Here is a 22338-nt window from a genome sequence, read left to right as displayed (position 1 = left end):
CCAGGGGGAGAGGGTTACCCTTGAGAATCTATCGCCATGGAGAGTCCTGCGCGAAGAGGGTAAGCTGCCATCTCGCCGCTGCCACCAACCCCGGAGATGAGTGCGGCATAAGGCCCCTTCCTCGCCACCAGTTCGTCGTGCGTGCCCTGCTCGACGATTCCGCCGTTCTCCAGAACGACAATCCGGTCCGCGTCGATAATGGTGCTCAGTCGGTGGGCGATCATGAGCCGGGTGCAGGTAAGACTCTCCAGATTTTGGCTGACTATCTGTTCGCTGCGCACGTCCAGATGGCTGGTCGCTTCATCCAGGAGAAGGACAGATGGGCGGTGCGCAACAGCGCGGGCCAGGCAGATTCTCTGGCGCTGCCCGCCGGAAACACCGATGCCCACTTCTGCCAGCAGGGTTTCATAGCCCATCGGCATAGCCATGATCTCATCATGGATATAAGCCAGCCGCGCGGCCTGTTGAAGCTGTTCCAGGGGCATCCCTGGATCGTTCATCGCGATATTTTGCCGGATCGAGCCCCGAAATAACGAAGACTCCTGCAAGACCACACCGAATTGCCTCCGCAACATCCGGTAGTCCAGCGTTCGCAGAGGAAGACCATCGAAGAAGATCTCGCCTTGCTCAGGCACATAAAGGCCGAGCAGCAGCTTGGCCAGAGTGCTCTTACCTGAACCGGTCGCGCCCACGAGCGCAACTTTTTGCCCTGGTGCGATCGTGAGCGAGATGTCGCGTAGCACCCACGGACCATTAGGGGCATAGCGAAAGCTGACACCCTCCAGGCGGATACTGCCTGTCAACCGCGAGCAGGGTTTTGCCGTTTCCCGATTCTGCTCCGGCAGAGCGTTCGCTACATCCACGATGCGCTCCAGATGTGCACGCACCAGTTGAAGCTGCTGTCCTGCGGTCACCAGCGAAGCCACCGGCGTAAGAAAAGAAATGGCCAGGGCATTCAGCGCAAACATGGAGCCCAGGCTCATTTTTCCATCCAGGGTCTGGATCACTCCGAGCCAGAGCAAGAGAATCGGAGACAGGAGACGCAGGGTGGTCATCGCCGTATCAAGCAGCGCATTCAGGTGCCCACGCCTCAAGGAGAGATTCAGCTGTTTGAAGTAAAGATTCGACCAGTGCTCGAAAGCATGCTCTTCGGCACCCGAAGCCTTCAAAGTCGCAACTCCCATAAGAGTTTCCACCATGTAACTCTGGGCTTCGGCAGAGGCCGTGAACTCGCTTGCCGTCAGGGCCTTCAAGTGCCGATTGGTCGCCAGCATGAGCGCCACCTGGAGTCCGCCCAAGCCCAGCACGGCGGCACCAAAGCCGGGCGAGAAAAAGAAGATGATTCCCAGATAGCCAAGCACAAACGCCCCGTCCAGAAGCACGGAGACGGTCCTGTTGGTGAGAATCTCGCGGATGGCGGCATTACTGTTGGCGCGCATCAACAGGTCCCCGCTGGGTCGCTGCTGGAAGAACGGCAGCGGAAGAGATAGCAGATGATCGAAGAAGGAAAGAATGAGATGCGAATCGAGCTTCGCCTGAAGATAGAGCAAAAGCGTGGCGCGGAGATACGCCGTGACCATGTAGGCCAGCACCAGCACGAGGAGTCCGGCGCCGATCACGTTCATGAATCCGGACAGGTGAAAAGGCAGGATACGGTCAACGACAATTTGCGTCAGAAAAGGCAAGGCCAGACCGAAGCATTGCAAAAGCAAGGAAGCAGCCAGTACCTGCAGGAGCACGCCGCGCACCCCACGTACCAGCAGCATTAACTTCACGTAAATCCAGGAGGAGTCCCGGTTGATTTTGTTCTGTGTTGCAAACTGGATGGTGGGCTCCAGAGTCAGCACGACGCCGGTAAAATTCCTGTCGAATTCCGCAGCGTCCAGCATAGAACGCCCGAGCGCGGGATCGACGAGATAAACCCTATCGGGTGTCCATTGCTCGACAATCACAAAATGGTTGAAGGCCCAATGCGCTATGGCCGGCATCTCCAGCGATGGCAGAGCGGCCGGTTCCACCTTGAAGGCTTTCACCCGCAGACCGTGGCGTCGTGCAACTTCCGCGATTTGCTGCGCGGAAACGCCGTCTCGGCCGATACCGAAAAATTCACGGCACTCCGCCACAGACGTTTTCCGTCCGAAGTAGCTCAACATCATTGCCAGACAGGCGGCTCCACATTCCGCCGCGCTCATCTGGATCAGGACCGGGACACGACGGCTGCGGCGCGGAAACCGTGCCAGCTGCGTAATTGCCGCGACCCTGCGGACAACCGCATGAACCAAACGGACAAGGATAGTGCGCGTCATCGATATCCCACCTTCCCGCGTGACGGCAAGATCAAAGATAAGATACGGCGAGATCCTAACTCCACTTGAGCGGGAAGAACGCTTCCCGAATATACGTCTGCGCCGTTCCAGCCGGCGATAGCGACTGCAACTGGACGATCCACAGCCGGCGCGAACGATCTATCTATGCCAAACCGGCTCCTAATGACTTCCGGACTTTCTACCGCCGGCTCCACAGCTGTCACGGAGACGCGCAGGCGCTCGAAACTCCCTGTCTGCTCAAGATATATAGTCTGTCCAGGATGTAACTTCGGCAGATACTCAGGAGGCAGCAAAGCTACCAGCATCAGCTTACAAGCTGTTTCCGGCGCACATACACCACGAGTGATAACTGCCACTCCCGGAGCGTAGACAGGAATTCTAAAGAAAGCTGCACCGGCAATTCCGACGATCAACAGCAAAAGGAGAATCCAGAGACACGCAAAGACGGGCGGTGAAATCAGCCGCGGCGCCACCGATTCTTCACGCCCCCGAAGATAATGCTGAAGTGCGCGGCTGCGAAAGAAGGGATGTTCCTCAGTTCGCATCAACTGGTCTCCCGGCAGAGAAAGGTATTGAGGAGCCAAGAACCGCGTCGCCAGCTGCAGGCCGCATTTCCGTCCTCAGGCCGCCTCGCAAAACCGGAGGCTCGAGACACAACACCGAGGGCACCCGCGACGGCTCGGCAAAACGCAGCAACTCAAAACCGATGCCTGCAAGGCCGGTCAGTAGGCCGGGAGTCTCAACATTGGACGGCGTTCCGCAGAGCCATCCATACTGCTGAATACTTGCAAGCACGCTCGCTGAAAGGCGGGAAACTTCCTTCTTCCATACGGGATCTTCCAACAGCAGGCTGGCCTGCAGAATGACCTCCAGGTTTCCAAGATCGCCGTGGCATAGGCAATGGTTCATCCCAAAGCCATGCCGCAAGGTAGTTCGCAGGGCAATATCCGCTTCTTCCCGCAGTTCCTGCCGCTCGACATGCTTCAGCATTTTCAACCGCGAAAGAGCAATTCCCGGAGCCCCATGGCACCACATCATGCCGCAGTGAGTTCGGTCCACATCGCCATCCGGCGGCAGGTCCTGTCGTAAGTCAGTCCAGTTCCCCAAGTCGGGCACAAAGAAGCTTCGCTCATAAGCAATCCCTTCCATTGCCATCCGCTGAAAACGCTCTTCTCCGGTCAACCATGCCAGTTCCGCCAGGGCCCACGCGATCCCCGCCGCGCCATGCGAAAACCCTGTCAAGGGAATGGAAGCCATGCCGCTCACAACCCACCCTCTTCCCTGCCGCAAGGGCTGCGCCCGCCTTATCAGGTGGTCGCCGCACTGCATGGCAAGGGAAAGAACCCGCTCGGAGGGGCGCAGACGATAAAGAACCAGCAGTGCGGCAATGCATCCGGCCGAGCCGGCCATCAGATCCAGCCTGTCGTCCTGGTCTATTCGTGGCGGAAGTTTCTCTACAATGTTTTCCGCCTCGTCCAACAGCTCCTCTTCGTTCCAGAGGGCGCTCAGATGACAGAGGACATAGAGGATTCCTCCCAGCCCGGAAAAACCGCCGATGAGGGTCATCTCCGGAGCTTCTTCGAGTTGGCGCTGCAATGTAACCAGAGCCGCCCTGGCAGATAGCTCCCACTCGTTTTTTCCCGTGACCGCAGCCAGATAGGCCAGAAACAGGATAATGCCCGGAAGCCCATCGTAAAGCTTGTTTCCCAACGGAAGAATGGACCAGGCGCGCTCGTGCACCAGCCCTACGCCCACCCAGGAAATCTCATTCTGGCTCCACAGCGCCAACTGCATCAGCCGCTCGCCGACTCTTATTGCCGCTTCTGTCAGCCGCTCCGGCGTAGCCGGCTCATGCGGCGGAGGCGTCTTGCAGCTAAGCTTGTTTGCCGGATGAATCTCGTCCAGCATCAGGGAAGTAAGCGAGGCTCGGATGAACCAGATCTGGCGGCGGAGATCCTCGTCACTGAGCCGGCGCAATCCGCGCCTTACTCTGTCGAGCCCCGTTTGAGAAAAAAACTCCTCAAAGCGTTCGCCTGCGCTGTTCCACAGATCGCGGGAGGAAGGCCGGGTAGTAAAGATGGGAATGTCTCCCTGGAGCAAGTCATGATGTTCGGAAGCTATCACTCTCTCCAGCGGAGGACAGTCTCGAGCCCCTGCCCAAAGGTGATCCAGAAAGCGGTCACGATCCAGCGCGTTTCGCAGCAGGTCCGGATGGAAGCTTTCTCGTAATAGCAGATCGTAAACTTCTGTCGGACGAAGAATAGCCCGCACCTGGTCATCGGCAAATGGAGCAAGTGGCCCGTCGGAGGCAAGCAGCTCTTCACGATGCCGAAGCAGAGCTTCATAGACTGCGGTAAAGCCTGCGACGATTGCGTCGCCGTAATCCTGCACTTTGATCTCGGCGCCGTGCAGGGACGGCTGGTTTTCCCGTGGCAGCATCCTTACACGCTTGCGAACGATATGCATGCTGTCGGTTCCAGTTGCTTCCAGCCAGGGCACGGGTCCTGGAGTCAGCTGTCCGCCGCTTCCTCCGAGACCACTGGTGTCAACGCCCGTAGCCTCCGGATCCGCGACGTCTTCAAACACACGCTGCGGTAAAAGTCCCACCCGCAATACGGAATAATCCAAGGCGCTGCCAGCTGATTCCTTTTCCTGGAGCGAACTGCTTGTTTTTATGCGCGGATGGAATAAGGCTTCCAGATCTATCAGCACCGGATGCTCTCCGGCGGCGATCACATTCTCGAAATGGAAATCACTGGCTTCCAGAAGAAATAAGAGAGCCAGATAACCTCCCTGCCGCTCATAAAAGCGGCTCACCTGTTCCGGGAAGTCGCAAGGACCTGACTCAACAAATTCGACCCAGCCGTATTCGCTACGATCGATAAGCTTCAAGGTGCGGAAAGACAAACAGCTGCGCGCCTGCACCCACCGTATCAGAGCCTGAAAATGCTTATCCAGAGACAGCGGCCTCGGTTTATAAACCAGTTGGGCGCCTGAACTGAATTTGCAGATCAATACGCTTCTTCCATCCCGATGAGAGTCCCCCACGCCGCCCCTGGCTTCCACAAGCCGACCGGGATCGTCATCCGGAAAAAATGTGGCGCGGATGTCCGTCCAGTCCGAACAAAGCGACTGAAGAAACTCCAGGCCGAACGCTACCCACTGGTCGGAGCGAAGCATGATCTGGCGCGCCAGCACCGGATATTCGCGCAGAAGATCCAGAGCAATCTCTCTGTCTTGCAGCCGGAGAAGGAAGTTTTGAAAACGCTCTTCCGCCGAGTCGCCGTGCAACTCGCCTTCCAGCCTGGCCACATTCAACTCCAAAATCAAAGTGCGATTCAAGATCGCCAACAAACGTGTTGCCAGATTAGCGAACAAGACGGCTGTAACCGTTTCAGGATCGAAGGGCAGATATCTTCCCAGTCCCTCCAATTCCCGCACTCCGGCCCGTAACCGTTCGCAGGACTGCTCCATCACGCATTGAATCAAGTGAAGAAAACCTGCGTTCTCATGGAAGCAGGAGAGCTCGAGAACAGGCGATGGCGAGATGGAAGACGGTGCGGCAAAGGCTTTCCCCAGGCTCTCCAGCCAGCGCGAGGGTGTGGAGAATCCATTCTCCTCCCCCAGGAGGCCAAACAACTCTTCTTCGGTGGTTCCGTCTATGGCCAGACGCCGAGCAAAATAATCATTTATGGGAAAGGGATGTTGAACTTTCCATTTTTCTAATTTCCACCTGGCCCTCGCCGCATCCTTTGGATCGCCCGGACTGCGGCCATGGGCGCGAAGGGTCGCGATGCGTTCTGTCAGCGTGGCCGCGTTCTGCCAGCCTTTCTCTTGCACGATATCGGCATCGCTCATGCAGACAATCCACAAACAGCAATGCAAGACCAGTTATCCCAGTCCGGATAACCGGCCCGCAAATTGAAACGCAGCATATCCACCTTGTTTCCAGGAGACGGCCTCCGACTGTTTCGCACGCAGTCGTTGTAGCCGGCTATGACATGAAACGAACAGGAGCAGCCGAGACATAATATCTCTTCTGCCCCAGGAATCAATTACGGGCAATTCAGCGGGGGTTTAACGCAAGAATCGACGGGCACAGTATCGCAATGAAGAGAAATAGCACCCTGTCCACCAGTAACACGAGACAGGTCGCTATCACTCAGTTCAACTTGGCCGACCGGACTCTCCGGCACCAGCGATCTTTCAGACTGGCTGAGATTCGACCGGTAGTATTCATCTTTCCATGCACGAACAATGTGATCGATTTTCATCCTCAACACCTCCTTACATCGGATAAATTAATGTCCAATGTTATAGCATGTTACAGCCATGTTATAGCAGCGACGTTTTTCCCCGGCAACAGAAGCACAAAACCCGTCCGGATCAAATAACTCGTTCAAAATCCGTTTGTTATCCGTATAGAGCCTAGATTTCCGCAAATCGCCGCCACACCTTTGATGGGCTCTCCCTAAGAGAACTAACAGAAGCATTATCAGAAAGATACAGAACTTACCTGTGGCCACCTGTAAGTCCTAAAAAAATGTTAGCGTCTTCCTCCGCGATCATTCGATTGTGCCTGGTTCCTAACAGGAAACAGACTCCATCCGGCTCTGCTGCCGTTAAAACTCACTCAAAACAATCTTGCCATGCGATTTTCCGCTTTCTAGAAGCTGGTGAGCTTTCCGCAGATTGGACGCGTTTATCTTCCCGAAGGTATGTGCGACAGTGGTCTTGATTATCCCAGAATCTACCAGATCAGCAATCTCATTGAGAATGTTGTGCTGGCTAATCATATCTGCAGTGCTGTAGAGAGATCGGGTAAACATAAACTCCCAATGCAACGCAGCAGATTTGCGCTTCAGAGGCTTGGCGTCGAGCGTCTTGGGATCATCGATTACGCCAAGGTGTCCTTGAGGGGCCAGGACATCAACAATGCCGGGATAATGCGTGTCCGTGCCTGTCAGGCTGGCAATATACTCGACTTCCGGATGCCCGATTGCTTTAAGTTGGTCGGCGAATGGCTTTGTATGATCGATAACGTAGTGAGCGCCAAGATCCAGACACCATTGCTTTGTCTCCGGTCTGGATGCCGTTGCAATGACCGTTACGCCTGTAAGCCTGCGTGCTAGCTGAATCAGAATCGACCCAACACCGCCTGCCCCTCCAATAATCAGCAGGCTTCCCGCGTTCATTTCCTTGCCGGGTTTGACACCGAATCTGTCAAAGAGCAACTCCCATGCCGTCAAACTCGTAAGCGGAAGGGCTGCTGATTCTACATGATCCAAATTCTTCGGTTTTCGTCCGACAATGCGCTCATCCACTAGATGCAGTTCGGCATTCGCGCCAGGACGGATGAGGGAACCTGCATAAAACACCTCATCACCAGGGGTGAAGAGCTTAGCATCCGGGCCTACTGATTTAACCACCCCTGATACATCCCAGCCCAAAACTCGATAATCATCACCCTTAAAAGGAGCTCCGCTGGAACGTACTTTAAAATCTACAGGGTTAACCGAGATCGCCTTAACTTCGACCAGCAGATCGTGCCCAGTAGCCACAGGTTCTGGAAGTACGATGTCCAGTAGTGCTTCCGGTGCATCGATTCTTGTCGGTGTCTTGTACCCAACCGCTTTCATCGTATTTCTCCTTGAGAAAAGCATGGCACAATGAAGTCTGAAGTGTAAGTACGCACAATTTACGTACATAGTATCCAAAAGCGTACTATCAGGAGACCTTGATGAAGCGAAACAAAGACTATACGTGCGCCCTCGGTTGTCCCGTAGAAGCAACCCTCGATTTGGTGGGAGGCAAATGGAAAGGTGTCATACTTTACCATTTGCTGAACGATGGCACACTGCGCTTCAACGAACTCCTTCGAAGACTGCATGGAGCAACGCAGCGGATTATCACCAAACAACTCCGTGAATTGGAAGAAAGCGGCTTGATCATTCGCACCGTATATGCACAAGTACCGCCACGAGTAGATTACAAGCTATCTGCGAAAGGCAAGACATTGAAACCCGTCATCCATGCTCTGGCAATCTGGGGCGAAAACCATTTAGTGGAAACTGCAAATCGCACCAGCATCGCTTGAGAAATCCCTAGACCAGGAAGCGGATAGTTCGATCTAGATATGCGTTTCCATTCCATAATGAGGATTGGCTACACACTTCCCTTCACCTCACCCCAAGCGGCTCAATCGGTTCCAGTGAGCTCAAACCACCGGCCGCGATACCAATAGTGGACCACCGAAGCCTTACCCACGAAAGCATCATCGATTCCCTGATGTTCGATGGGTGGTGGCTTCACGCCACCATGAGCCTGATAATGCCAAAGGATGAAGTCACGTCCAACAGGTGAGATTTCACGAGAGAAGCCAATTCGGTTGCCATCCTCACCTTGAGGTATAGCGATATCCTGTTGGCGAGCAAGCTCAATTACCCGAGTTACAGATGCGTTTGGAAACACCAGGATGGTGGTGGTTCGATTAGCGGAACACAGGACGGCAAAATCGATCACGCCGGGCCTGAAGAAGGAACCTTTGATAGCGTTGCGCTGGCCCTCCTCTCCCGAAACTTGCGGAATCGTACAGCCCCGCCGGGTAAGCTCTTGCCGAATCGCCGATGGCAATTGTGAAAAGTTAGACGGAGGCAGTCGCATGGATTCAACCTCCGCCTTCTTGAATTTGCTATCTCTGTTCTCCGCGTTACAAATAACAACCGGAGTAATAGAAATCAGAGCAAGCACCACGGCACGTAAAATCGAACCGGCCCGAAATCGATTAAGTCGAGAGTAGAGCATCCCTGAATGCCCCTTTGCTACTGCCCATCCAGACTAGCCGAGGACGTCTGGCCACTGCAAGCATTGCTTATTCCTTCTCTCGGCTTCTGCAAATCCATTCCATGGGACCAGGCATTCGCATCCCGAAACGATGAGGCAACTACAGCAATGCGTTCTTTGTCACTATCTGCTTATAGAACTCTGCCGAAAGCTTCAATGTACGTTTTTGCGTCGCGTAATCGACATAAGTAATACCGAAGCGCTGGCTATACCCCTTGGACCATTCAAAGTTATCAAGCAAGCTCCAGACGAAATAGCCTTTCACCGGAATACCTTCCTGTACCGCCCGCTGCAAACTGGAAAGATAAGCACGCAGATAGAAGATTCGATCGGTATCGAGAATACGTCCCTTTGCGTCCGGTTTATCGTCGCACGAACAACCGTTTTCCGTAATGTACAACTCCTTAATCTTCCAAACAGAAGTCATCAGCTTAGGAGTCCAATAAAGAGACTCAGGCGTTACATGTAACCACTCGGAAACCATATGCGGATGGGATTTTGGCATTGGGAGCATCTGAAACCCAAGCTCATTATCTTCTGCAACCACGTAACCGGTGCCGTACACATTTACGCCAAAGAAATCGAGCGGGGATGAAATGATCTTTAAATCCTCGGCAGTAAAATCGGGAGCATCTGTCCCCAGCGTATCCAAGTAAGACTTGAGATATTGTCCTTCCAGAATTACTGTCGTGTACGCAGCATTCTTATGGCGAATGGCTTTGCCTGCCGCCTCAATGTTCTCGGGCGTCTCCACTGCGGGTGCCGCACCGGAGGTGTTCTCTGCAAGACCTACGCGCACTCTCCGTTTTGCATTCGCGCGAATTGCCTGGACGGAAAGACCATGAGCCAACACCGCGTTGTGCCGGGCTTGTGCCAGTTCTTTGCGGCTTACCCTACGACCGGGAGCGGAATGAGAATTAGGGCCATAGCCGGAATCTATGAACGAGCCAAATTCATTGATGGTCATCCAATTCTCGACCCTATCGGAGAGCTTCCCAGCAACATAGCCAGCATAATCAGCAAGAGCTCTGGATGTATCGCGAGAGACCCATCCACCCTTGTCTTCCAGAGCCTGAGGCAGATCCCAGTGAAAGAGAGTGCAGTACGGCTCTATCCCGGCAGCGCGCAAATCATCCACAAGACGCTGGTAGAAGTCCAGTCCCTTCTGCTGTGGAGAGCCCGTTCCCTTCGGGAAGATTCTTGGCCAGGCAATCGAGAAGCGAAAGGCTTTAACTCCTAGCTCCTTCATCAACAGGATGTCTTCTTTATAGCGATGATAGAAGTCGTCGGCTACATCGCCAGTGTCGCTATTTACCGTATTCCCTGCAATGTGTGACCAAGTATCCCATACCGACGGTCCACGGCCATCCTCCTTGACTGCACCCTCTACCTGATAGGCTGCAGTTGCGGTTCCCCAAACAAACCCCTTTGGGAAAGCGCGCACCGCTATTTTGACGGACTCTGCCTTTGCATCTTTGGGTAGGCACGAAGCTAGGGCAAGAGCACTTGTGGATTGAAAGAAACTTCTGCGATTCATAATTGGCTTACCAATATAGCTGAGATGGACAGGTCATGTCTCGAAAAAAACGAGCATTTCCCCATAGAAAAACGTTTGTCTAGAGGGGACAGAGCATAGAACGCCTTACGGCAATGTTCTAGATGCAGCAACTGAATGGAACTATCGAACCACAGCCTGAGTTTCAAAACCCGGCTGTGGTTGTGGCGTAATCGTACTGACGGCATAGATTACTGAGCTTTCTCGGCAGGCACAACCAATGGTGATGAGGGCTTACCAGATAATCCAGAATGATACTCATCCCTAAGATGGAGAATTGCGCCTTCGATTTGCAGCTCTCGTTGCAAGTCAGTAATCGACACATCCTGTACTGCAATATGATTACGAATAGCGTCTGCTGCAGCAACACCTGCGGCTTGACCGATAATCATATACTGCGGTTCCATGCGCACAGATGAATACGCGACGTGTGTTGCGGAAAGGCAGACCGGAACCAGAAGGTTCTCGATCTGCTGACGTTGCGGAGTGATGCTGCGATAGGGGATCTCATAAGGCTGCACAGGTACCTGCACGTCACCTTCATTTTGTACCGTACCGTCGTGCGCCGTAAGACGTTGAACATTATGAGAGTCACTGTTGTACGATCCCATGCCGATTGAATCAGACTTGGTCCTGGCAGTCTGCAGGTCTGCCTGATGAATCACATAAGCCCCCAACATGCGCCGAGCCTCACGAACATACAACTGGCGAGGCCAGTGTCCAGTATCCTCGAATTCGTCCTTAGGCAAACCCCACTTGTTCATTTCTGCGCGTAGCGTCTCCGGAACACTTTTATCATGCGAAAGGAAATAGAGAAGGGCTTGCGTATAGCTCAAATGAGAAAGAGTAATGGCACTCCTTCCAGCAAACGACGCCTCGGGATAACTCCAACTATGACCGATGTAATCGGTGGAAACAGGACCGTTATTGTTGAAATCGGCCTTGTGGTTAGGAATCAGAACTACATTGAAGAAATCCTTGAGCTGCGGAGCACGACTACGATGGAGAGGAAACTCCTCCAGATATTTGACGAGTAGAGCAAACCGCGAGCGGTCATAGCCTTCCGGGAGAGGAAAAGGAAGTCGATTCTTCGGATCATTCGTGAGAATGAGACGGAAATTATAGGCCTGCACCTTCTTGTCTGAGGAACCAGCAGACGCCAATGGGCCAGGATCAACTTCCGGATAAAGACGATGTTGCGCGTCGTAGGCAGAAAGTGGCCAACTGAACTGATGTGCAGGGGTTCGAGCGCGAACACCGGCAAGGCTTTCACCGTATTCCAGACTACTCTCACGTCCCCAAGTGTAGCTCACACCAGACTTCGCCATCAGATCACCTTCGTAGCTGCAATCAGCGAAGACCTTTGCCCTCCACACTTCTCCGTCGTCCGTAATAAGTTCCACTATACGTCGATCCTTAACAGTCATGCCGTTATGTTCTTGCATACGACGATTCAGAACCACGGTCACGCCAGCCTCACGTAACATATCGCCGAAAATCGCTTCGCCAATATGCGGTTCCGAGAGCCAATTTACTGGATGATCCAGGTCCTTAATTCCATAATGGGCTGCAGCCCTAAGATAAAATTGCCGGGCATAACCTCCGATGATTTGAAAATGGCCGAGGTCCGTGGCGGAGAGTCCCCCTGTAACCATGCCGCCCAGATGTGCGCCGGGTTCGAGCAGGACAACATGAACACCTTGTCTGGCCGCTGAGTAAGCTGTAAGAACTCCCGCAGCCGTGCCACCATAAACCAATAGATCTGTAGACGAAGCTGCATTCATACGCGGGGTAGCAAAAATTAAACTAAAAAAACACGCGAGCAGGTATTTCCCGCACAATTTCAGCGACATAGCCTTCTTCGATCTCCTGCTTATCTATGTTTGTTATAGATAATCTTCAGTGACGGTGACAAATAGACAGGAGCCATTGCATCTGCCATAAGTTACCTTTTTGATTTGAGTTTGGCATATACCGGGGGTATATCTCTAATCAGTGTTTCTGTTTCTGGGAAATTGAGGCGAACGGTTAATCTGCCCGCCTCAATGATTCACCACAAGTACGTGCGTTTAGAAGCGCACCTTTGCACTCAACTGAATGTTGCGCGGGTTATTCGATTGAGACGTGATATAGCCAAAACTCGAACTACCTACGGTTGCGTTGGGCATGGCGAAGGCGGCCTTATTGAGAACATTAAAGGCCTCGCCACGCAGTTCGAGAGAAAGGTCCTCGCGAATCGGAATATTCTTAATCAAGGATAGGTTATTGTCGAAGGAGATTGGCCCTCGCGCCCTCCCTGTAGATCGAGGGACATTCCCAAGCTGGAACTGCAAAGGCAGGGAAAATGCTGCAGGGTTAAGATAACCTTGCGTCTGCCCTTTACCCCCCAAACGATGCTGTGTGGATCCCGAGGTTAGCGGAGATACTCCTTTAACCCACATTGGACGAGTACCGGCAAAGGCCGTTGTGCCTGTAACACCAAAGGAAAGAGGATAACCAGAATTAATAAGTACGATTGTGTTCACGGACCATCCCCCCGCTACGGCATTAGCCCAGTGCGGCATCTTGGCACCAAACCGCTGGCCTGCCCCTATAGGAATTGGCCATGCTACCGTCCCCGTAAATCGATGGGGCGTATCGGTTGCAAGCAACGAATGCTCTTGTTGGTGCAGCAGATAATAGTTCTGGATACCGGGATTTCCGGTGGCATTCAGGAATCCGTTGGTCAAGTCGCTGACATTCCCCAACAGCTTCGAGAAAACATAGGAAACCGATCCGGTCAGCCCGCCTTGTCCATGAATCATTAGACTGGTCTGCAGTGCGTTGTAAGTTGTAGATCCCTTATCAAGGTAACTGATCGAGACCGAGCCATTTTGAATGCCTGAAATTGAACCGCTTGTGTACTGAGGATAGGCAGCAAGCAGTTGTGCACGTTGCACAGTTTGATTACGAAGCGTCGACCCAGGCGCAAGGCTGCTACTGGCGTTGTAAAAAGGATTAGCAACCTGCTGCTGAAGATAGCCGACTTGATTAGTATCGCCCACCGCGCCAAAATAAGTGGGTTGCAGATCGTTTGGACGCGCGTTAAGTGGCAGATGTACTCCATGCCCACCTACGTAATTCACAGTCAGCGTAAGTGCACGAGACAAAATGCGCTCCATACCAAGGTTCCACTGCTGCTGATACGAAACTGGGTTGTTATATTGCAGGCCAGAGATCGAAGTACCAGCGCTCACGCCAGCACCAGCCGATGCACCCGCGGGTAGCAGTACTCCTCCTGGGAAGGGATTGCTGGTTGTAACCACAGGGGTAAAGCCGTCCGAGCTAGTAGACATGTTGGTCGTCTGCGAATAGCCGATGTTCGACGCTGAATATCCGCGCTGCGAAATAGGCAGAAATAAGATGCCATAGGCTCCACGCGCCACTGTCTTGTCACTGATGGACCAGGATGCCCCCAACCTCGGACTCACTTGGTGATAGGACGTAGCTGAAGTGCGGCTGGGATTTCCATTGGCACCCAGGAACCGTGCTCCACCTCGTATAGTTATACCTACAGCAGACGAAATCGGGCTTAGCATATCTGGATCGAATGTGGCCCAGTGGTTATGCCGCTCTCCAAAGCCGGTTTCTACATCCCAGCGTGCGCCCATGTTTACTGTTATCTTAGGTGTTAACTGCCAGTTATCCTGGATATATAGGCCAGTTACCCACTGATTGAATGCCACGGTGACATTTCTCGTAATGTTGCCGCTGCCGGGATATCCAAGCAGAAACGATGCCCATGCATCGAACGCTCCTTGCCCGGAAGGTAAAGAACCGTTGGGAGAAGGCCCTCCAGTAAACTGAGTGTTAAAGTTGAGATTACCGATTGATCCGTACGGGATTCCCTTCTGATTTTCCAGAATCAAAAGGCCGTTATAACCGACGGAAAGAGAATGCTTTCCATGCTGGTGCAGAGCACCAATATTGAGTGCATGCTGGTTGTGACCCCAGAAATTATAGTAGCTACCGTAGCCTATCTGCTGCATTCCAGTGAAACTGATTGTCGGAAGCCCTCGTGTCTGCTGCTCCGATGCGAAGTTACTGGAAAAGCCATAATCGGTCGAAGGATAGAGAAATTGGCTGGGCAATTGCAGATTCTTTTGCCGTGCGAAACCATACGTAAATTCCAGTAAGGTGTTTGGCGAAACCGTCCATAGATGTCCAATGGCAAACAGATATGAAGATAGAGTTTGAGTCCATCCCTGGTTGACGCCGTTAGGTTTGTTGAATATGTCATAATTCACATGACTATTGGAGCCCCGAGTCCCGCGCACAAAGGTGCGGTGTTTGCTGGAAAAATTCCGGTCGATGCGAAAGTTGAATTGATCGTCCTGGTCCGTAATGTTTTGTGCATAACTATAGTTGTTCGTCGTTCCTGAGAGGTTCGGCTCCGGCATCAAGGCCATCAGCGCCTTTGCCGTTGCATCAAATTGCCCTGCTGGAATACAGTAACCTGCACCATAGGAGGTACCATTGCACGTGGCGGCGGGAATTGGCGAACGCGTACCAGTGGATGAGTTATATGACGTAGGACTATAGACAACGGCTGGGGCCTCGGTAAAAATGCCTTGCCGCATCAAGGCAGTCGGTACCGTTGTCGTGCCTGTGCCCGGGTTGGTATTGCGCACACCTTCGTAACCAAAGGTGAAAAAAGTTTTGTCGATTCCACTATAGAAGTGAGGCAGCACTATTGGCCCGCTCACAAAACCACCAAATTGATTCGATCGATGAGGAGAACGAAAATCGTTGTGTCCCTTATAGGGGTAGATACCGTTCCGTTTGGTAAAGTAATTCGCTGCATCCAGTTTGTCGTTACGAATAAAGTCATATAGGTTACCGTGCATTCGGTTACCACCAGACTTTGTTGCAATGTTCAGCACAGCACCGCTCGTGCGACCGTACTCCGCTGGCGGCGTAGAACTCACTACTTTGAATTGACTCACGACCTCCGCTGAAGGTGTAACCGCCGGCTGTCCTTGGCAGCAGAGAATAATAGAAATGCCGTCCAAGAGAATGTTATTGTTGCCGCCGATGCCTCCGTTTGATTCGAAATTATTCGTAGCTGCTGCAACCACTGCACCGCGAGTAACTGCAACACCAACACCGAAGTTCGATCCTGCTGCAATACCTGGCGATAGAATCGCCAAGCCATAGGGATTCCGCCCGTTCAAAGGCAGACTATCCATCTGCCGCGACTGCACGGTATAGTCCAAATTCGAGGTTTGAGTATTCAGAGCAACGGAATTGTCTGCGTCTACATTGACCGTCAGTGCCTCACTGCCCACTTGTAGCGCGAAATCCAGATGAGCCACCTGACCTACGGTCAAGGTGAGCGTGGTCATGTTCTTCTTGAATCCCTGCTTTTCAACCGAGACGGTATACTCCCCGGGTAAAAGCTGAGGAACACTGTAAAGGCCCGCGTTATTGGTATTGGCAGAAAGGACCAGATTCGTTGCAAGTTGTCGTACGGTCACAAGCACGTCTGGCACGGTGGCACCCGTTGAATCAGTGACCGTTCCCTGGATAGTGCCATTTTGCACCTGAGCATACAGGCATTGGCTAAAAAGGATAATTCCAAACAGCAGCGTGGCTGCCAGAGACCACGATATTTTGTGCCCTCCTGAAACCGAATAAGAACCACGCTCTCGCTCATCAGGATGTCGTGCGCGTATGCGCGTCGAAAATGAACACTTTAGATAGTGCATTCAGTGCCTCCAATAAAGTTCCAACTTCCAAATTGCAGCCGCTGATACAGGGCAAAAGAACACCATTGCTCCAGGCTCTTCGGCTCGAAATCTCGGAAGCCTACCTAGGCGGTCTCCGAATTTCTCGGACACCTGTGTAGGCGTCCACCAGTAGGCGTGCAAAGTTTTTTGGGGTTTGTTACGTGTAACATCTATTTGTTTTCAATAAGTTACGGAGGTAGGGATCACATGAGGACTTTGCCCACTCAACGTAGACCGGGCGGTCGGTTAGCCCTGTAATTGAGATTGTTCAGTGGATTTGGAAGCTCTGTTCACCCCATCGTGCTGTGAACGGGAATCATACTCACTGGAACACAAGGGGAGGGAGGGGCGGCGGGGAATTTAACTCCACAGGACTACGGGTAGTTTGCAAATCACGGTTGGCCGGGCACTCTCGCTCTTTAATAATAAAGATGAGGACTCTGACCAAAGATGCATACCGCCATTAGTTCTTCCCCAAGATTGGGCGGAATTCGGCCAGATGGCTCTTTAGATCAGTAGTTCCATTGATTTCCGAAAGAATAACGGCTTCAAAATAAGTGGGGTTTCCGTGGGCACGTTGCGCAGCTTGAAGTTCCGACAGCCCACCCTCCGAAGTCACGTAGGAGACCAGTGCCGAAGTGTAATAGGTAGTGACAAACAGGAGAACCTTGGTACCTTGAGTACCTCCCGGTACGCATGCGATGATACCCGGCGTTGACACACGCAAGGGAGACTGATGTACAGTCTCAAACTTCCGGGGTGCTCCAACTGTGGGGCGACGATCGACAAGTACCCCTTTGTCGGCATCCACGGTAAAGCTGAGACGATCCAGAATGGCCTGGAAGGGCGCCAAGGTACGGGGAGTGCCCGCCACAATTAGATTCTCTCTGTCTAAAACATCGAGCGGAGATTCCGCAGTCGTAGAAATTGACAGGTGTACTCCGCGCGGATCCAGATACTGATGAAGACGCAACAAGGCGAGCACATCGGGAGCAGCTACATATTGCTGAGAAAGAGTTGGCTTTCCCAATGCGCGAGCAAGAGGGTTCAAAAAAGAGGAACTCTCAATCCTCCCAAAATCATTGACATTCACGTCCCGCGCAAGAAACCCCGTACCCCAACCGAAAAAAACCGGCGTCGGCACAACGATCTGGGTATTTTTTCCGTTTTCAAGAAAATTACGCCAAAAAATAGGCAGCTTATGGGTCTGCCCCTCCAGCGCCTGCTTGACTGCAACATTCCGTTCGGAAATAAGGCCAATACAAATAAGGATTAATACTGCTACAGCAATGGCTTCCGCAAGAATGACCTTTCGATTCCGAGCTTCGCGTTGGGAAGCAGCATATATAGCTATAGATAATGCTTCCGGATCGGGACCATCCTTTGTCTGCGGCCCTGTTGTCTCCACCTGCAATTGAGGTGCTTCGACGATCTGCAACCGATGACTGCCCACGGGAATGACGATGCGTGTCGGCAGTGCTGCTCCATCAGCCTCATAAAAATCTTTGAGTTTCCCACGAAGCCGCGATACCAAGACCCGAACAGTCGCATCCTCACGTGGCTCAAAGTCAGGCCTTCGTCCCAGCGCCTCTGTGGCAATGGCATATTCGCTAACCTCCCCATCTCTCCTTTCCCACAAGTAGGTCAGGAGTCTACGTAATGTAGGAGTGCTTTTAAACGTAGCACTGGCCAAAACCTCAGCCAGTTCGCTCTGACCGTTGCCTGCCACCTTGACCTCAGACTCCTCCGCGCTAATCACGGGCGACACTTTCGAACCATTCGCATATGAAGATTACAACCCACTGATGCAGCATACCAGTTGATCTCCACCCCGAGAAAAGAAGTAGGGGAGTATCCCTTAGAAGCCCCTAATCTTCTAGCTTCCATCCACCTTCATTTTGAGTTTGCAACCACGGAGGTTGCGATTTGTTGAAGAGGCAACACCTTATCGACGGCGTCTCGTTTGATAGCTTCGTTGGGCATTCCAAAGACCACACAGGTCGCTTCATTTTGTGCAATCGTGAACGCGCCTGCCTGCTTCATCTCCAACATTCCGTTCGCACCGTCGTCGCCCATTCCGGTCAAAATTACTCCAATCGCATTCTGTCCTGCATACCGCGCAACGGAACGGAAAAGGACATCTACCGATGGACGATGACGACAAACCAGAGGGCCATCTTTGATCTCGACGTAATAGCGATCTCCGCTACGCTTCAGCAGCAGATGACGGTTTCCCGGGGCGATGAGTGCCCGACCGCGGAGTACGCTGTCTTCCTGCTCCGCCTCCTTAACAGTGATCGCACAAAGGCTATCTAGTCGCTGAGCAAATGCTCCGGTAAACAATTCTGGCATATGCTGCACAATCACAATTCCAGGAGCATCGGGAGGAAACGAACTGAGTAAAACTGCGAGAGCGTCTGTCCCTCCCGTAGATGCACCAACAGCAATTACCTTTTCAGTACTCTTGATCACACTTACAGAAGGAGGAGCAATGATCGCATCGGCATTCAATTTCGGTTCAATCTTTATAGGAATATGTGCCCGTACGCGTACCTTCGCCGCTGACTTCACGGTACTGCACAATTGGGTCCGAGATTCTTCCAGGAATTCCTTACTTCCCACACGAGGCTTGGCAATGATATCGACGGCGCCATACTCTAGAGCCTTAAGGGTAGTTTCCGCCTGCTCTTCGGCCAAACTCGAGCAAATTACCACCGGAATCGGATGCTGAACCATGATCTTTCGCAAGAACGTCAATCCGTCCATACGTGGCATTTCTATATCCAGTGTAATAACATCTGGTAACCGCTTGCGAATTCGTTCTGCAGCAACATACGGGTCGGAAGCTGTAGCAATCACCTCGATTTCGGGGTCCGAAGAAAGTATCTCAGTTAAAACTTGGCGGACCAATGCAGAATCGTCCACAATCAAAACTTGAACTTTCGATTTACTCATAACCAATACACCGTCACGTTATTTATGGTGTGCTATCGGCAGCCTTGAAGAGTTAAGTCGCCTGAGACGCACTTCTCCAGTCCCTGTATGGAATTGAATGGCGCGGCCAACCGAACCTCCGAGATCGGAAGCCACCAGATTCAGTTTCTTCTCTTCAATGGCCTCCAATGCCGCTTCCCTATTCTGTTGACCAACGGTCGACCTGCTAGAGTCCGCAGAAGAAAAGAGATCCGCACCTCCAAATATCTTCACGTCCAGTTCCTGCCGACGTACGCCAAGCTTTTCAAACTGGTTGGTCAACTCATGAATCGCGAAGTCTACATAGCGATATCCTTCTATTCCGCTGACATTCTTTGGGCATTTGGGAAAAACACCGTGACAAAGAGCTCCTATACCCAGGCGTGCATTCCAAAAGGTCGCACCTACACAAGAGCCCAGAATGGTTCTTATGAGCATTGGGCGATCTGCCAAGGCGACAGCACCTGGCTCGAGATGAACTATCTGCATATTCTTTGCTTCATCTGATATCACAGCTTTTGATGGATATCTAGTCTGGCGTTCTATTTTTTGATAAACAGCAGGGGCTAGCAAACTTAGTGGCAGATCGATATGTTGCAAAGTTTCGGAATGCCCCACGAAGAGATATCCACCATTGGTCAATTGGCGGGTAAACTTCTTGAAGAGCCGTTCCTGTGTAGGCTGATCGAAGTAGATAACCACATTTCGGCAGAAAATTACATCTGCCAACTCCATGAGGTCAAACTCTTCCATCAGATTCAGACGCCGAAACTCAATCATCTGCCGCAACTCCGGAACAACTCGTAACAGACTGGATCCACGGTTCCGATTTCGCATGAAGTATTTTTTCAGTAGCGGCGCAGGTACTGGTTTGACCACCTCTGAAGTAAAGATTCCGTTCTCGGCGCGCTGCAGAATGGTAGTCGAGATATCCGTTGCCAGCACACGGAATGAAAAATCAGGATGAAGCTCCCTGAACTCATGCAGGAGCATCGATAACGTATATGGCTCTTCACCACTCGAACATCCTGCACTCCAAATTAACAGCGGACGACTACCCTTAATCTGTGCATGAAGCTTTGGAAGAACCTCTTCTTTCAAGAATTCGAAATGCACATTCTCCCGAAAGAAATCGGTTTTATTTGTGGTAACAACATCGATCAGATGAACCAACTCCTCCGCATCGCATGGATCGCTTGAGAAGAGATACTTGCAATACTCACTATATGAGGAGAGATTGAGGGCGGACATCCGACGTTTGAGTCGGCCTTCGAGCATGGCCTTTTTGTGAAGACCAAGCTTGATGCCCGCCTGTTCAAAGACGAGTTTGATAAGACGATTTAAATCCCTAGTAGAAAGGCCATCAGAGTAACTATTCATCGCAGCGACCATTACCGAACTCAAGCACTAGCTTCCGCAAGAAGGTTTCCTTCCGCTGTTCCTACAGCAGCTAGTTCCTCTGCTGAAAATACTCGATCGATATCGAGGATGATGATGAAGTGAGATTCCCCCTTTCCCATCCCCTTGATGAAATCTGTTCTGATTTGAGTGCCTATTTTCGGAGCTGGCTGAATCTGATCCGACTCCAGGTTAATAACCTCTTCTACTGAATCGGCGAGTGCACCGATTACGATTGATTCACCTTCCAGCAGGACCTCAACAACAACAATACATGTGTTCATTGTGCGCTGGGTCTTTGACATTTGAAAGCACAACCGCAGATCCACTACCGGAACCACTCTGCCGCGAAGATTGATGACTCCGCTCATGAAGTGAGGTGTCTTCGGAATCTCGGTGATGATCGTAAAATCCAGCACCTCTCGTACCTGCGCTACATCGATACCGAAGACCTCATTCCCAAGCTTAAAAGTAAGATATTGGCGCGTTTCAGTTATTTCAGTACTACTCATAGCAGTCTCCTGTCGCCGATTGAAGGAAGGCACAAACCCAAAAGGGTCTGTGCTCGCCACAACTAAAAGCGCTCATACTCCTTATCCATTTCGTCATTATCGTCTCTCAGGTCGAGAGCAACTCCCGGCTTTGAGTGACCATTGGAACGCGATGAATGAATACTGGACGAACTTACCTTCTGGGGCCTTGAGGAGCTAGGCTCAGCCGTTTTGTGCGTTTTGGCCGACCCGGACCGATTGGGCCGCGGAGCAGAGTCATCTCCTGTCCGGAAGAATCCCAATGCACTCATAAGCTGATCGGATTGTCCCGTTAACTCCTCCGTTGTCGAAGCCATCTCTTCGGATGCAGAAGCATTTTGCTGTATTACTCTTTCCAGTTGTTGCAATGCCTTGTTAATCTGCTCAGATCCGGTCTCTTGCTCCCGGCTTCCTGCCGAGATCTCCTGCACCAGCTCCGCCGTCTTCTGAATATCCGGTACCAATTTTTCAAGCATTTCGCCGGCTTTCTCGGAAACCTTCACGGTTGTGCCGGACAGCTGATTGATCTCTCCGGCAGCCTTCTGGCTCCGTTCAGCTAGCTTGCGAACTTCCGCAGCTACCACGGCAAAGCCCTTGCCATGTTCACCCGCTCTCGCAGCCTCAATTGCTGCGTTCAACGCCAACAAGTTGGTCTGACGGGCAATCTCCTCGATAATGGAAATCTTGTTGGCAATCTCCTTCATCGCCGTGACCGCTTCTGCTACCGCCCGACCGCTCTCCTGTGCATCCTTCGCAGACTTATTTGCAATCTTGTCCGTCTGCTGAGCATTCTCAGCATTCTGCCTGATATTGGAGACCATCTCCTCCATAGAGGAAGACGCCTCTTCTGCCGATGCGGCTTGTGTATTCGCACCATTCGAAATCTGCACAGACGCGGTACTGATCGATTGACTAGCCGACGTTACTTCACCGGCAATCGAACG

General features: G+C 52.2%; 14 protein-coding genes and 1 pseudogene. 1 reads left to right on the top strand and 14 read right to left on the bottom strand.

From position 1 onward, the window contains the following. Positions 1–14: 14 nt before the first annotated feature. The 5 genes from AC6I7T_RS23045 to AC6I7T_RS23025 all read right to left on the bottom strand — a co-directional run bounded on the left by AC6I7T_RS23045 (position 15) and on the right by AC6I7T_RS23025 (position 7966). The gene (locus AC6I7T_RS23045; RefSeq protein ID WP_497790103.1) at positions 15–2306 is read right to left on the bottom strand and encodes a peptidase domain-containing ABC transporter; all 2292 of its coding nucleotides are present in this window, start codon (positions 2304–2306) and stop codon (positions 15–17) included. Further along, complete coding sequence (locus AC6I7T_RS23040) at positions 2303–2872, bottom strand: hypothetical protein (protein WP_497790101.1); 570 nt, start codon at positions 2870–2872, stop codon at positions 2303–2305. The genes AC6I7T_RS23045 and AC6I7T_RS23040 overlap by 4 nt, the downstream gene beginning before the upstream one ends. Next, on the bottom strand, positions 2862–6185 hold the full coding sequence (locus AC6I7T_RS23035) for a type 2 lanthipeptide synthetase LanM family protein (protein WP_497790100.1): 3324 nt from the start codon (positions 6183–6185) through the stop codon (positions 2862–2864). Before AC6I7T_RS23035 ends, AC6I7T_RS23040 begins: the two co-directional genes overlap by 11 nt. Before the next feature lie 197 nt (positions 6186–6382). Then, entirely contained in the window at positions 6383–6601 is a 219-nt protein-coding gene (locus AC6I7T_RS23030; RefSeq protein WP_497790099.1) for a mersacidin/lichenicidin family type 2 lantibiotic, read from the bottom strand. Positions 6602–6949: 348 nt separating this feature from the next. Next, positions 6950–7966, bottom strand: a complete 1017-nt coding sequence (locus AC6I7T_RS23025) for a zinc-binding alcohol dehydrogenase family protein (protein WP_497790098.1) — start codon at positions 7964–7966, stop codon at positions 6950–6952. 101 nt (positions 7967–8067) lie between these two features. On the opposite strand from AC6I7T_RS23025, the gene AC6I7T_RS23020 reads away from it, so the two are divergent. Continuing rightward, on the top strand, positions 8068–8424 hold the full coding sequence (locus AC6I7T_RS23020; RefSeq protein ID WP_497790097.1) for a winged helix-turn-helix transcriptional regulator: 357 nt from the start codon (positions 8068–8070) through the stop codon (positions 8422–8424). A gap of 101 nt (positions 8425–8525) precedes the next feature. On the opposite strand, the gene AC6I7T_RS23015 is transcribed toward AC6I7T_RS23020, so the two are convergent. From AC6I7T_RS23015 to AC6I7T_RS22975, 9 genes and pseudogenes are all read right to left on the bottom strand, one after another. After that, entirely contained in the window at positions 8526–8990 is a 465-nt protein-coding gene (locus AC6I7T_RS23015) for a hypothetical protein (RefSeq protein WP_497790096.1), read from the bottom strand. Between the two features lie 280 nt (positions 8991–9270). Further along, positions 9271–10707 (bottom strand): GH1 family beta-glucosidase, encoded by a 1437-nt coding sequence (locus AC6I7T_RS23010; protein WP_497790094.1) that lies wholly within the window; start codon positions 10705–10707, stop codon positions 9271–9273. A 209-nt stretch (positions 10708–10916) separates the two neighbouring features. Beyond that, complete coding sequence (locus AC6I7T_RS23005; RefSeq protein ID WP_497790093.1) at positions 10917–12578, bottom strand: FAD-dependent oxidoreductase; 1662 nt, start codon at positions 12576–12578, stop codon at positions 10917–10919. Positions 12579–12794: 216 nt separating this feature from the next. Further along, positions 12795–16472 carry a TonB-dependent receptor gene (locus AC6I7T_RS23000; protein ID WP_497790092.1) on the bottom strand — a complete coding sequence of 1226 codons (3678 nt, stop codon included), beginning with the start codon at positions 16470–16472 and terminating at the stop codon, positions 12795–12797. A 484-nt stretch (positions 16473–16956) separates the two neighbouring features. Beyond that, a complete protein-coding gene (locus AC6I7T_RS22995; RefSeq protein ID WP_497790090.1) occupies positions 16957–18252 on the bottom strand; it encodes a helix-turn-helix domain-containing protein in 1296 nt (431 codons plus the stop codon). A gap of 134 nt (positions 18253–18386) precedes the next feature. Next, the gene (locus AC6I7T_RS22990) at positions 18387–19448 is read right to left on the bottom strand and encodes a protein-glutamate methylesterase/protein-glutamine glutaminase (RefSeq protein ID WP_497790088.1); all 1062 of its coding nucleotides are present in this window, start codon (positions 19446–19448) and stop codon (positions 18387–18389) included. A gap of 18 nt (positions 19449–19466) precedes the next feature. Continuing rightward, positions 19467–20870 carry a CheR family methyltransferase gene (locus AC6I7T_RS22985; RefSeq protein ID WP_497790086.1) on the bottom strand — a complete coding sequence of 468 codons (1404 nt, stop codon included), beginning with the start codon at positions 20868–20870 and terminating at the stop codon, positions 19467–19469. Then, positions 20867–21376, bottom strand: a complete 510-nt coding sequence (locus AC6I7T_RS22980) for a chemotaxis protein CheW (protein WP_497790085.1) — start codon at positions 21374–21376, stop codon at positions 20867–20869. Before AC6I7T_RS22980 ends, AC6I7T_RS22985 begins: the two co-directional genes overlap by 4 nt. A 62-nt stretch (positions 21377–21438) precedes the next feature. After that, positions 21439–22104 (bottom strand): annotated as a pseudogene (locus tag AC6I7T_RS22975) (methyl-accepting chemotaxis protein); the annotation flags it as partial. Positions 22105–22338 lie beyond the last annotated feature (234 nt).

It is taken from the genome of Humiphilus diazotrophicus (genome assembly GCF_059726315.1).
This window is presented reverse-complemented; position numbering and strand designations above follow the sequence as displayed.